Below are 12,304 nucleotides of genomic sequence, written 5' to 3'. Positions count from 1 at the left end.
CGAACAATCTAATAGTGAATAACCAGTCGCAGAGTTGTTGGAGGAAAATATGATTTCTCATGTTGCAGGGCTTTTTACCCATCCACATAAAGAGTGGGAAGAAATTCGCGATACTCAAGAGACAGTGTCCCACTTGTACTTTGCGCATGTTTTATTTCTTGCGCTTATCCCGCCCATCTCAATGTATATAGGCACCACGAAGGTAGGGTGGGTAATTGGCGATGGTGCGCCAGTAATGCTCACTGAATCCAGCGCATTAACCATGAGTGTTTTAATGTACTTGGCGCTGTTGGCCGGTGTGGGTGTTATGGGCGCGTTTATCGATTGGATGTCGCGCACTTATGATTCGGCTCCCGGGCTTGCGCGCTCGATTGTATTCGCTGCGTACACGGCCACGCCTTTGTTTGTTGCAGGGCTTTGTGCACTTTATCCCAATGTGATTTTGACCATGTTGGTCGGTATAGGCGCGGTGTTTTATACCGTTTATCTGCTCTATACCGGCATTCCCATTTTTATGAAAATCCCTGAGGATGAAGGCTTCGTTTACGCCAGTTCCATCCTCACTATCGGGTTGGTAATGTTTGTAGCCTTAATGGCTATTACTGTGTTGATTTGGAGTTTTGGTTTCGGGCCTGCCTATACAGGTTAGCAATTAAAATTTGGTCGCAATAAAAAAGCCGACGCAGCAAAACTGCGTCGGCTTTTTTTGTTTTTGTGGTCTTCCGATAATTATTTCAGGCTGGCAAATACTTCGGCAGCAATTTGCAAAGTGTCGTTAATGTCCGCTTCGGTGTGCGCACCTGACATAAAACCTGCTTCGTAGGATGCTGGTGCCAAGTAAACGCCGCGCTCCAGCATGCCGTGGAAAAATTTATTAAAGCGTGGAATATCGCAGGCCATGACTTGTTTGAAGTTGGTGACTTTTTTCTCGCTGGTAAAAAAGAAACCAAACATACTACCTACATGATTGGTGGTGAAGGGGATGCCCGCTTCATCTGCCAGCTTTTGTAAGCCTTCTACTAATTGCGTAGTGCGTGCACAAAGGTTGTTGTAAAAGCTTTCCTGTTCCAATAACTCCAGAGTTTTTAAACCAGCGGCCATGGCTACGGGGTTGCCAGACAAGGTGCCAGCTTGGTAAACCGGGCCTGAGGGCGCAATCATTTGCATAATGTCGCGACGGCCGCCAAAAGCGCCCACGGGCATACCGCCCCCAATGACTTTGCCCAGAGTGATGATATCGGCGTTTACACCGTAGTGGCCTTGTGCGCCTTTGTGCGCAACACGGAAACCGGTCATCACCTCATCAAAAATCAAGACGCTGCCGTACTCATCACACACTTCACGCAGGCATTCCAAAAAGCCAGGCACCGGCGGCACACAATTCATATTGCCTACTACCGGCTCAACAATAATGCAGGCGATTTGGTCACCGAGCTTGGCAAAACATTCGCGCACTTGTTCGGCATTGTTGTAATCGAGAGTGAGTGTGTGATCAGCCAATACGGCTGGCACACCCGGTGAGCTGGGCACACCCAGGGTCAGTGCGCCGGAACCGGCTTTAATTAATAAAGAATCAGAGTGGCCGTGATAACAGCCTTCGAATTTTATAATTTTGTCGCGTTTGGTAAAAGCGCGCGCGAGCCTGATGGCACTCATGGTGGCTTCAGTACCGGAGCTTACGAAGCGCACCATTTCCATATTGGGAATTAAAGTGCAGAGTTTTTCAGCGAGCGTGGTTTCGCGTTCAGTAGGCGCACCAAAACTCAAGCCAAACTTGGCGGTTTCGATCACGGTGTTGATCACGTCTGGGTGTGCGTGGCCCAGAACCATCGGCCCCCAGCTTTGGACGTAATCGATATATTTTTTGCCGTCTGCGTCCCACACATAGGCGCCCAGTGCGCGTTCAAAAAATACCGGTGTGCCGCCCACGGCTTTAAATGCACGTACTGGCGAATTCACGCCACCGGGAATTGTTTTTTGGGCTTGTAAAAATAGTTCTTCGGAGCGGCTCATGGTGAATCCTTAAATTAATTTTTCAATTCAGTAAATTTTTTGGCTTGGGCGGTAATGTCATCCGCCGCAAATAAACTGTGACAAACGGCGAGCATATCAGCGCCGGCATCCAGTAATTGTTTGCCATTCTCTAATGTGATGCCGCCAATTACCACAATCGGTATAGCGCTAAATTGTTGGCGCGCTTCGCCAATCAATGAAATTGGCGCAGGGCGCGCGTTAGGTTTGGTACTCGATGGAAAGAATCGACCAAAGGCGATGTAGTTGGCGCTGTCTTTTATTGCTTGTTGGGCGAGTGTCAGTGAATCGTGGCAGGTGACACCGATGATTGCGCGACTGCCGAGAATAATACGTGCCGCCACGGGATTAGTATCGCCTTGCCCCAAGTGTACGCCGTGTGCGCCAACTTCTTTTGCAAGCTCTACATCGTCGTTAATTAATAATTGCGCCTGATATTGATTGCATAGCGCAAGCAAATTTCTGGCTTCAAATGATCGGCGTACTTTGTCCGAGGTTTTGTCTCGATATTGCACCAGCTTGCAGCCACCTTTTAATGCGGCGGCTACGGCGGTGAAGAGTTGATCCCCCGGGAGCAATTGTGAGTCGGTAATCGCGTAGAGTTTATTGTTCATATTAGAAAGGTTTTACCACCACCAAAATGACGATGCCAATTAATAGCAATACCGGGAACTCATTAAACCAGCGAAAAAATACGTGGCTTTTGGTGCAGCGATCATCGCGCAGCTGCTTCCAGTAGGCGACGCAGGCGTGGTGATAACCGGTGAGAATGGCCACCAAAACTAATTTGCACCAGTACCAGCCTTGGGTTGAGTAATAGCTCCAGCCGAGCCAGCTCATCCAAATCCCAAAAATAAATACCGCAACCATTGAGGGGTTGGCGATACCGCGTAGCAGTTTGCGCTCCATAATTTTGAAACGCTCGCGGCTGATTTCATCTTCGCTCATGGTGTGATACACAAACAGCCGCGGCAAATAAAACAGCGCCGCCATCCAGGTGATGACAGCAATAATGTGTAGTGCTTTTATCCACAGCATAAGTGCATCTCAACGATTAAATTCGGCAAGGGTTCAATTCAGCAAGCGCTAGATTCGATAGTAGTTATCGATGTTGCGGCGGCTGATTATACCCAGTGGCTGGTGTGAATCGCTAAGTGATTCAACCCAAAGTGCATCCAGCTGTTGGCGATTCATCAATTCCAAGGCTTCAAATAGATTTGCATCCGCAGGGATTCGTTCAAGGTCGTAGCGACGCGCGGGAATTTCCAGCAGGTTGATTTGATCTTCGCTAGCACTGGTTTGCAAATCGCTGCCTAAATTTTGCGGATCGTTTTGCAGTGTTTGTAAATAGCTATGCAGGTCCGCCGGTTGCAGCAGCTGATTATTTTCGCGCAGTAAAATCCAGTGTGGATGATGGCTGAGCAGTTGCTGAGCGGTCGAGACGTTGATGAGGTTATCGCTTATCACCAAATGGCGATCCATCAACCCACGTACACCGGTACTGCCGAGGAGTTGTTCCATTGCTTCGGTACTGCGGAATTTTCCCTGAATACGCAGTACGTGTTGGAACAAGCCATCGCAGCGAAATACCCAGCGGGTGGTCAGGCAAGCGGCAATCACTACCAGCATACTGGGGAAAATAATATTGGGGTTATAAGTGAGTTCGAGGATTGCCATCATCGCGGCGAGTGGGGCATTGAGTGTGGCGCCCATCATTGCGCCCATACCCAAAATCACATAAAAACCGATGGCGCTGGCGGTGCCGGGCATCAGTATTTGCGCGGCACTACCCACTGCGCCGCCGATACAGGCGCCGATAAACAGCAATGGTCCTACTACACCGCCGGGCATGCCCACGCCAAGGCTAATGGATGTGGCGAGCAGCTTAACGACTGCAATCGCCAGAAGCAGCGCAAAGCCTATTTCGCCTGCGAGGGCGCTGCTAATAGTGTCGTAGCCTACGCCCATAATTTGGGGAATCCACAGGGCGCAGATACCGGTAAACAATCCCGCCAAGGCGAAGCGCAGGGCGATAGGTCGGTTTAACGCCCAGCGACAACTGGCACCGTGCAGGCGAATATAGGCTGCCGCAAAGACGGCGACTACCAGCCCGACCAAACCCATCAGCGGCAGCTCCCGTAAATCCCCCATTACGGATTGTGCATTGATAAACGCGATTTCGGGGCCAAAGGCCAGTCGCGTCATGGTGGCGCCAGCAACGGCCGCGAGGGTGACAGGGATAAAACCGGCGATGGTGTACTGCATAATCACCACTTCCATCGCAAAAATTACTCCCGCCATCGGCGTGTTAAAACAGGCAGCGATGGCAGCGGCGACTCCGCAGCCAGCCAGTGGTCTCAAGCTGTTGGCAGGCAACTTTAACCATTGGCCGAGCAAACTGCCGCTACCTGCACCCAGATGCACGGCTGGGCCCTCGCGACCCACCGATTGCCCGGTTAGCAAGCAGGCGGCGCCGCCGAAAAACTGGGTGATTACGTTGCCCAGAGGCAATCGCCCTTGATGGTTCTGCAGGCGATCCATGACATGCCCAATGCTGGTGGCGTGATGGCGCTTATCGACCAGTTGCAATATCAACCCCAGCAGGATTGCTCCGGCGACCGGTAACGCAAAGTGCATGAGGGAACTGATGGCTTCAAAGTTTTCAAAGCTACCCGGCAGGAAATATCCCAGCGGCAATTCCACCGCCCAGCGAAACAACACAATCACTGCGCCGGCGATAATTCCGGTGAGCAACCCCAGTAGCGTCAATTGCGGCAGGGATTCCGCCCCCGCCAGTTGATCGCGCAGGGATTCGGCATATCGACTAAAACCAAGGCGGCCGCTGTTGGCGCGGTTGCTGTCAGTGGGAGTATTGGTGGCGTTCGGTGGAAGGTTGGCGGGCACAGTGTGTTCCTGCTAAAGCGTTAACTGCGACGCCACCAGCGTTTTCCGGATGCGGCGGCAGCTTTTACTTTCGATTTATGAATAAGGCTCTTATGATAGCCCTCTTTATTACTAACCATGGCACAGGGCGCGCTCAGAATACCAGAGTCGTATGGCCCTTATGATTCTCCATAGTTAGAAACACAGCGATGATATTGAGCAAATTTCAGGGGGTTGAGGTGATTAAAGCGGCGATTGTTGGTGGAACCGGTTATACAGGGGTTGAGTTGTTGCGCCTGCTGTCCAAACATCCACAGGTTGAGGTGACTATAATCACCTCGCGCGCCGAAGCGGGCACCAAGGTTGCTGATATGTACCCCAATCTGCGTGGCCATGTCGATCTGGCGTTTACCGAGCCGGACGTGGCGCTATTGGGCGAATGCGATGTGATCTTTTTTGCCACGCCTCACGGTGTCGCACAGAACATGATGAGCGGTTTGATGAATACCAAGGCGCGCATTATCGATTTGTCCGCTGACTTCCGTATCCGCGATGTGCCGCTGTGGGAAAAATGGTACAACCAGCCCCATGGTGCCCCCGATTTGGTCGCACAAGCTGTGTATGGCCTGCCCGAAGTGAACCGCGAGGCGATTCGCACGGCCAAACTGGTCGCTTGCCCCGGTTGTTATCCCACCGCCACCCAATTGGGTTATCTGCCGCTGATTGAAAACAATCTGGTCGATCCAACCCGTTTGATCGCCAACGCCGCCAGTGGCGCGAGTGGTGCCGGTCGGCAAGCCAAAATCGACAATCTATTGATGGAAATCAGCGATAGCTTCAAAGCCTATGGTGTGGCGGGGCATCGTCACTTGCCAGAAATCGAGCAGGGCTTACGCGATGTACAGCCCGCCGGTGTTGCGCCAGTAGCGCTGACTTTTGTACCGCATTTGTTGCCGATTATTCGCGGAATTCACGCGACGCTTTATGCAACTCTGCTTGATGCCAGCAAAGTGCCAGATCTGCAAAAGCTGTATGAAGATCGTTATGCCAACGAACCTTTTGTGGATGTATTACCCGCAGGTGTATTGCCGCAAACCCGCAGTGTGAAAGGTTCCAATGTTTGCCGTATCGCCATTGTGCGCCCGCAACAGCGCGATACAGTGGTGGTGTTATCGGTGATTGATAACCTCACCAAAGGCGCTTCTGGTCAGGCTATCCAAAATATGAACATTATGTTCGGCTTTGAAGAGACTGCCGGTCTGGATGTTGTGGCTTTAATGCCCTAATGACGGTTTAGCGCGCGGGATGAGCTGTCATCCCGCGAATAATAAAAACGATGACAGATGAAATCTGCTATGGCCAAAGTTAAAGGTTCTCCCGTTTACCGTCTCAAGCTGGTGCCTCATCGCCCGTTGAAATCGGCGCTTATTACCCTGCTATCTATTGCCTTGGTCTTGGCTGCGGTTGTTGCCGCTTATCGCTATGCGGAATATAAGGCCAGTATTGAGCGACTTTCACCCGCCGAAGCCAAAGCGTTGCGCGGTCAATTGGACGTTATGACCACAGAATCGGCTGAGTTGCGGCGTGAGCTGGCAACCTATCAGCTCAGTGCCGAGGTGGATCGCAAAGCTGGTGAGGAGCTGCGTCAACGGGTAATGGAGTTGCGCGAGGAAAAAGCTGCATTGCAGCGGGATATCGACGTATACCGCATTATGACCTCCAAAAAGAACAGCAATCCCAAGGGAATTAGTTTTGGTGTGTTTTCAGTCTCGCCAACTACTGACAGCAAACACCAGTTCAAGTTGGTGATACAGAAACTGGCCGAGGGGGATGATGATTTTGTGGGCGATCTCAAGGCAACAGTAGTCGGTCAGCAAGAGGGCAAAGAGCGCAGATTTTCATTGCACGAACTAGCGATAAACCAAGGCGAATCGATGGCCGCCACCATCCCCCTGAATTTCAAATTCTTTCAAAATATTGATACGGAAATCCTTATGCCAGATGGCTTTACTCCAGATCGCCTTGAATTGGCGGTAAAGTCCAATGCGCGCCGGAATCCCGTAACGGTAGAGGCGCAGCTGGAATGGCCGAAACATAAATAGACCTTTACTGAGGAGCCCCTGATGGCATTTTCCAATAACCACACCTTGATTTCGCGCGCAACCAAAGTAGTCGGCGATTTGTACTTTACTGGTGAGCTGCAACTGGAGGGCAAGGTGACTGGCAATATCATTGCCGAGAATGAAAAGGATGCCAAATTGGTGATCGCGGATACCGGTGTTGTTGAAGGCGAAGTTCGCGCTCCAGTAGTCATAGTAAACGGTAAGGTGCAGGGCAATATCTACTCCACCAAGCATCTTGAGCTCGCGGCCAAGGGGAATGTTATCGGTACGGTACATTATCACTCGATAGAAATGGTAAAAGGTGCACAAGTGAATGGCAGTATGATCAATACCCAGCAGCAAACCGCCAGTGCTCTGGAAATAGCGGCCGATCAAGCTTAATAGTTGACTGTTTTACTAGGGTAAAGGGATAATAAATCTCGCCCTTGCGGGCTTTGTTGTTATCCGGAGTGTTTATGTCTACCGCTGAAATTTATATCCCTCAAGTTGTCACTGTTACCGACAGTGCGGTGGCGAAGGTCAAAAGCCTGATTGAGGAAGAGGATAACCCGGACCTCAAGCTGCGTGTTTATGTAACTGGTGGCGGCTGCTCGGGTTTTCAGTACGGTTTTACGTTCGATGAGGCAGTTGCTGAAGATGACTCTGTAGTTGAGCGGGAGGGCGTAAAGGTTGTAGTTGATGCTATGAGCTACCCTTATTTGGTCGGTGCACGAGTAGATTACGAAGAGGGATTGCAAGGTTCCAAATTTGTTATTCAAAACCCCAATGCTTCCAGCACTTGTGGCTGCGGTTCATCGTTTACTGTCTAGGTTTATCTGGCGTGTATTGCTCACGCGTAATACACGCCACCCAGAATTACCTCTCTATTAGCCCCCGTTACTTCCTTTAAATTTCCTGGCTGCCGGTTCATGGTTTGTTGGGCCAGCCATGCAAACGCCATAGCTTCTACCCATTGCGGGTTTACACCAAGGGTGGCGGTGGTTTCTAGCTTATCTCTTGTCAGTAGAGCTTGCAGGCGCCTCATTAAATGCGAGTTGTAGGCTCCGCCCCCGCAGACAAAAACTGCTTTGGATTCAGTACTGAGTGCTGTAATGGCATCGCTAATCGTAATGGCTGTTAGTTCAAGCAGTGTTGCCTGCACATCGTTGGCTGGGATATTAATTCCGGTCAATGCTTGGTCTAACCATTGACGATTAAATGCTTCGCGCCCGGTACTCTTGGGGGCGGCTAGTGCGAAGAAACTATGCTGTAGAAATCTGTCCAGTAGCTCCTGATTAATTTTGCCTGTTGCCGCCCAAGCTCCCGACTCATCATAACGTTTGCCCGCATGCAGTAGTGTCCATTCGTCCATCAGGGCGTTGCCGGGGCCAGTGTCAAAGCCCAATGCAAGCCCTAGCTTGGGGAGCCAGGTGAGATTGGCCATGCCGCCAATATTCACAATAACTCTATGCTGTTCAGGTGTTTGAAAAATGGCGCGATGAAAAGCCGGTACCAATGGGGCGCCTTGGCCACCTGCGGCTATATCGCGCCGCCGGAAATCCGCAACTGTGGTGATCCCGGTTAATTCGGCAATAGTGTTGGGGTCGCCAATTTGCAGGGTGAAGCAACCTTCAGGGGAGCCTGGTGGGCGATGGCGGATAGTCTGCCCGTGGCTGCCTATAGCAATTACCTGATCGGGTAGGATATTAGCTTGATCGAGCAGTTTTAGGCTTGTGTTTGCAAATAGTCGTGCCAAGTCAATATCGAGTGCGCCCATGCGATCAATCTCATTGGCGGCAGGTAGTGCAAGCGCATGGATTTGCTGGCGAATGGCATTGCTCAATGGCTCACTATATTTAGCGATCAGACGCGGCTGCGCTCCGAATTCCACCAGCACAGCATCTATTGCATCCGCACTTGTGCCAGACATTAAACCGATATAGAGATTGGAGTGGGACATTGGATTATTCCCGATGTGCAATGATGCCACCTTGCAGGTGGCATCATTTAAAGAGCTAATTGCCGCTGGTGCCGTTGTTTGCAACTGCCAGACGATTAGATGATTTGAATTGATCCAGTTTGGCAATCAGTGGGCGTGTGGTTTCGTTGAATCGTGCAAGCTCGGTCTTCTCTATGCCAATAGATTTTGGCAGCGGAACTGTAACCGGGTTGCGTACCTGTCCATTCACATGAAATTCATAGTGTAGGTGCGGGCCTGAGGCTAAACCGGTAGAGCCAACATAGCCAATCACATCCCCTTGGCTCACTCTGGCGCCATTCCGCATACCTTTGGCAAATGCGTTCATATGGCCATAGAGTGTTTGTATACCTTGTCCATGTTGGATGATAACTGTGTTGCCATAGCCACCTTTGCGTCCCGCAAAGGAAACTTTACCATTACCTGTGGCGCGAATAGGTGTTCCGCGTGCAGCAGCATAGTCTGTGCCTTTGTGCGCACGGATAATATGCAAAACAGGGTGTTTGCGTGCCAGATTAAAGTGAGAGCTAATGCGAGCGAACTCAATGGGGGTGCGGAGGAATGCCTTGTGCATGCCGCGACCATCCGGCGTGTAGTAGGCGCTATTACCAGTTTTGTCGGTGTAGCGCACTGCTTTAAATGTTTTGCCGCCGTTAGTAAATTCCGCCGCTATTACTTTGCCGACGCCAATTTTTTTTCCATTCAGAAATTGCTCTTCATACATCACTTTAAAGCTATCGCCTTTTTGTATGTCCAGAGCAAAGTCGATATCCCAGCCAAAAATATTTGCCATTTCCATGGTCAAATTGCTTGGCATGCCTGCGCGTTTGCCGGCCATATAAAGAGAGCTGTCAATAGATGCTTGGCGGAAGGCATACTTCACGTCGGGCTTAAGTGCAATTTCTTTGCTGGTAAAGCCTTTGGTGCCGCGATCAAAGGTCAAGCTATTGAGTTCATCGACAACATATTTCAAGCCATTCAGGTGGCCGTCTTCGACAAGGAATGCCATCTTTTGGCCCGGGCGAATATTGCGCAGATCCTTGGCATCCTTGGCATCGCTAAATAATTCGTAGATGGCGCGATCATTGAGGCCAGCGCGCTTGAACAAAACCGACAAGTTGTCGCCATTCTGAACAGTAAACTCTTTCCATTGGGGTTTTGGTGGCACCACATCGACAGGTTCTTTTTCTGCCGGAGCGGCAATTTGCTGGATGATGGTTTCTACAGGAGGAATAGCTATGGGGGCGGCTTGGGTTTCTGTGCCTTGAATTTCCAGTCCTGGGATATTGCTGCTTTGTATTATCGTTGAGGATTGTGTTGTATTGCTATCCGTACCTAACAAAATCACTAGACCAGCAGAGAGCAATGCTGCGGCCGCAAGGTGTCCGCGCGGCACATGCTCAAGCAGGGTCGATCGGGCAATGGTGTAATAGTGTTTCATTGGTGGCATCGTAAAAGTCGTAATTCTTTATAGGAATGTGATCCAAGAAAGAGCATTTATAGCAGAAAAATATGCCATTAACACCCCAAAAGTTCATCACTCCGTAACAAGGGTCTGTTTTGGTCTTGTAATTGAGGAAAGTTGAGGTATCTTTGCCGCCTTTTTGTTCCTAATCGAAACACTTTTTTTAACCTTGGTTGGTGCGTTATGACAGCAATTGACACTAATTTCTTGCAAGAGTTGCAAGCCCGCGGACTTATTGCACAGATGACTGGCGGCGATGCCATAGTCGAGCATCTCAATTCTGGCAGTCGCACCCTTTATTGTGGCTTTGATCCGACTGCGGACAGTTTACATATTGGTAGCTTGGTGCCGTTGCTGATGCTCAAGCGCTTCCAGCTTGCCGGCCACAAGCCTATTGCCTTGGTGGGCGGCGCCACGGGGTTGATTGGTGATCCAAGCTTCAAAGCACAGGAGCGTAAGCTCAATACTGCTGATGTGGTTGCTAATTGGGTTGATAAGCTTAAATGTCAGGTGAGTCAATTTATCGATTTTTCTTGCGGCCAAAATTCAGCCGAGGTTGTGAATAATCTGGATTGGGTTGGAAAAATCGATGTACTTACCTTTCTGCGCGATGTGGGTAAGCATTTCTCTGTCAACAACATGATTAATAAAGAATCGGTAAAGCAGCGTATCGAACGTGAGGGGGAGGGGATTTCTTTTACCGAGTTCACCTACATGTTGCTGCAGTCCTATGATTTCTCCGAGCTCTATGTTCGCAATGCCTGTACTTTACAAATTGGCGGTAGCGACCAGTGGGGTAATATTACCGGTGGGATCGACTTGACGCGCCGTATGCATGGTGCGCATGTGTTTGGTTTGACTATGCCGTTGGTGACCAAGTCGGATGGCACCAAGTTTGGTAAAACTGAGTCGGGTACTGTGTGGCTTGATGCAGCAAAAACATCGCCTTATGCCTTTTATCAGTTCTGGTTAAATACTGCCGATGCTGACGCCTATAAGTTCCTGCGCTACTTTACTTTTCTGTCGGTTGCCCGGATTGAGGCTATTGAAGCGGAAGATGTTGCTCGTCAGGGTAAGCCTGAGGCGCAGCGAATTCTTGCTGAAGAGGTCACCAGGCTTGTGCATGGCGATGCTGGTTTGTTGGCTGCCCAGCGTATTACCCAGGCGCTGTTTAGTGATGAGTTGTCTGGCTTGAGTGAGTCAGATTTCTTGCAGTTGCAGCAGGATGGATTGCCGTCGTCAAAGTTGATTCGCGCAGAAATCATTGATTTGCCGCTCACACAGTTATTGGCTGATGCCGAATTGGCTGTATCTGGAAAGCAAATTAAGGATGCATTGGTGAGAAATGCGGTATTTGTTAATGGTGTGGCTAAATCTATCGATGACAATATGCAGGCGGCTAATTGTTTTGCGTCAGGAAATGCTTTTTTTAATCGCTTTTATCTCGTGAGAGTGGGTAAGAAGAAATATCACTTGTTTGAGGTTGTATAGTTTCTGTTGTTATTGATGGGTAAGTGATCTCAATCGAAGTAAGGGTGAGATAATTCCCCGAAAGAGCTTGCGCTAGAGGGGTTGGATTCGTATAGTGCGCGCCCACACCGAGCTGGGGCGGCCGCGAAAACGGAAAGACTAAAAGCTTGGTGGCTTTGTAAAAAATTAAGAAAATTAAAGGTTTACAAAGAAAAAAAATAGCGTAATATGCGCGCCTCGCTTAACGGCGAGTGGTGATAAAGCGAAAGCAAAACACTTTTGCGAATCACCGGCAGGCAGATTCTGAAAAAGAAAACGCTTGCGAAGATTTAGAAGGTGCGTATAATGCGCCTCCCACGGTTGAGCCGAAGCGCT

The 12,304-nt window shown here is 50.0% G+C and carries 13 protein-coding genes; 6 read left to right on the top strand and 7 right to left on the bottom strand.

The window, feature by feature from the left end:
• The first annotated feature begins 49 nt into the window (after positions 1 to 49).
• Positions 50 to 649, top strand: a complete 600-nt coding sequence (locus O59_RS17180; protein ID WP_007644878.1) for a Yip1 family protein — start codon at positions 50 to 52, stop codon at positions 647 to 649.
• Positions 650 to 729: 80 nt separating this feature from the next.
• Here the strand turns inward: O59_RS17180 and hemL are convergent, their stop codons facing one another.
• Genes hemL through O59_RS17160 form a run of 4 tightly spaced genes read right to left on the bottom strand, consistent with a single transcriptional unit; the run spans position 730 to position 4,935 of the window.
• Positions 730 to 2,013: a glutamate-1-semialdehyde 2,1-aminomutase gene (gene hemL / locus O59_RS17175; protein ID WP_007644876.1), complete on the bottom strand. Its 1,284-nt coding sequence runs from the start codon at positions 2,011 to 2,013 to the stop codon at positions 730 to 732.
• Between the two features lie 14 nt (positions 2,014 to 2,027).
• Positions 2,028 to 2,645 (bottom strand): thiamine phosphate synthase, encoded by a 618-nt coding sequence (gene thiE, locus O59_RS17170; RefSeq protein WP_007644874.1) that lies wholly within the window; start codon positions 2,643 to 2,645, stop codon positions 2,028 to 2,030.
• Position 2,646: 1 nt separating this feature from the next.
• Complete coding sequence (locus O59_RS17165) at positions 2,647 to 3,069, bottom strand: CopD family protein (RefSeq protein ID WP_007644872.1); 423 nt, start codon at positions 3,067 to 3,069, stop codon at positions 2,647 to 2,649.
• A 48-nt stretch (positions 3,070 to 3,117) separates the two neighbouring features.
• Positions 3,118 to 4,935, bottom strand: a complete 1,818-nt coding sequence (locus tag O59_RS17160) for a chloride channel protein (RefSeq protein ID WP_007644870.1) — start codon at positions 4,933 to 4,935, stop codon at positions 3,118 to 3,120.
• Between the two features lie 218 nt (positions 4,936 to 5,153).
• Between O59_RS17160 and argC the strand changes: the two genes are divergently transcribed.
• From argC to erpA, 4 genes are all read left to right on the top strand, one after another.
• Positions 5,154 to 6,200 (top strand): N-acetyl-gamma-glutamyl-phosphate reductase, encoded by a 1,047-nt coding sequence (argC, locus tag O59_RS17155; RefSeq protein ID WP_040393347.1) that lies wholly within the window; start codon positions 5,154 to 5,156, stop codon positions 6,198 to 6,200.
• Positions 6,201 to 6,269: 69 nt separating this feature from the next.
• On the top strand, positions 6,270 to 7,016 hold the full coding sequence (locus tag O59_RS17150; protein ID WP_157152623.1) for a DUF6776 family protein: 747 nt from the start codon (positions 6,270 to 6,272) through the stop codon (positions 7,014 to 7,016).
• A gap of 21 nt (positions 7,017 to 7,037) precedes the next feature.
• Positions 7,038 to 7,418, top strand: a complete 381-nt coding sequence (locus tag O59_RS17145; protein WP_007644858.1) for a polymer-forming cytoskeletal protein — start codon at positions 7,038 to 7,040, stop codon at positions 7,416 to 7,418.
• Positions 7,419 to 7,492: 74 nt separating this feature from the next.
• Complete coding sequence (gene erpA / locus O59_RS17140; RefSeq protein ID WP_040393300.1) at positions 7,493 to 7,846, top strand: iron-sulfur cluster insertion protein ErpA; 354 nt, start codon at positions 7,493 to 7,495, stop codon at positions 7,844 to 7,846.
• A gap of 20 nt (positions 7,847 to 7,866) precedes the next feature.
• Here erpA and O59_RS17135 read toward each other — a convergent pair whose 3' ends face one another.
• Entirely contained in the window at positions 7,867 to 8,976 is a 1,110-nt protein-coding gene (locus O59_RS17135; protein WP_007644856.1) for an anhydro-N-acetylmuramic acid kinase, read from the bottom strand.
• Positions 8,977 to 9,031: 55 nt separating this feature from the next.
• Entirely contained in the window at positions 9,032 to 10,435 is a 1,404-nt protein-coding gene (locus O59_RS17130; RefSeq protein ID WP_007644855.1) for an OapA family protein, read from the bottom strand.
• Positions 10,436 to 10,642: 207 nt separating this feature from the next.
• Between O59_RS17130 and tyrS the strand changes: the two genes are divergently transcribed.
• A complete protein-coding gene (gene tyrS, locus O59_RS17125; protein ID WP_007644853.1) occupies positions 10,643 to 11,950 on the top strand; it encodes a tyrosine--tRNA ligase in 1,308 nt (435 codons plus the stop codon).
• A gap of 174 nt (positions 11,951 to 12,124) precedes the next feature.
• Here the strand turns inward: tyrS and O59_RS22100 are convergent.
• A partial coding sequence (locus O59_RS22100; RefSeq protein WP_040393299.1) for a hypothetical protein occupies positions 12,125 to 12,304 on the bottom strand: 180 nt, incomplete at its 5' end.

The organism is Cellvibrio sp. BR, assembly GCF_000263355.1.
Classification (GTDB): domain Bacteria; phylum Pseudomonadota; class Gammaproteobacteria; order Pseudomonadales; family Cellvibrionaceae; genus Cellvibrio.
The sequence above is the reverse complement of the archived record's forward strand: the minus strand, read 5'-3'. Positions and strand labels throughout refer to the sequence as shown.

What these genes read in the sequence shown, in the direction of transcription:
- thiE (WP_007644874.1), bottom strand. Translation starts at nt 2,645, where the DNA reads ATGAACAATAAACTCTACGCGATTACCGACTCACAATTGCTCCCGGGG.
- O59_RS17135 (WP_007644856.1), bottom strand. Translation starts at nt 8,976, where the DNA reads ATGTCCCACTCCAATCTCTATATCGGTTTAATGTCTGGCACAAGTGCG.
- tyrS (WP_007644853.1), top strand. Translation starts at nt 10,643, where the DNA reads ATGACAGCAATTGACACTAATTTCTTGCAAGAGTTGCAAGCCCGCGGA.
- O59_RS17180 (WP_007644878.1), top strand. Translation starts at nt 50, where the DNA reads ATGATTTCTCATGTTGCAGGGCTTTTTACCCATCCACATAAAGAGTGG.
- O59_RS17165 (WP_007644872.1), bottom strand. Translation starts at nt 3,069, where the DNA reads ATGCTGTGGATAAAAGCACTACACATTATTGCTGTCATCACCTGGATG.
- hemL (WP_007644876.1), bottom strand. Translation starts at nt 2,013, where the DNA reads ATGAGCCGCTCCGAAGAACTATTTTTACAAGCCCAAAAAACAATTCCC.
- O59_RS17145 (WP_007644858.1), top strand. Translation starts at nt 7,038, where the DNA reads ATGGCATTTTCCAATAACCACACCTTGATTTCGCGCGCAACCAAAGTA.
- O59_RS17130 (WP_007644855.1), bottom strand. Translation starts at nt 10,435, where the DNA reads ATGAAACACTATTACACCATTGCCCGATCGACCCTGCTTGAGCATGTG.
- O59_RS17150 (WP_157152623.1), top strand. Translation starts at nt 6,270, where the DNA reads ATGGCCAAAGTTAAAGGTTCTCCCGTTTACCGTCTCAAGCTGGTGCCT.
- erpA (WP_040393300.1), top strand. Translation starts at nt 7,493, where the DNA reads ATGTCTACCGCTGAAATTTATATCCCTCAAGTTGTCACTGTTACCGAC.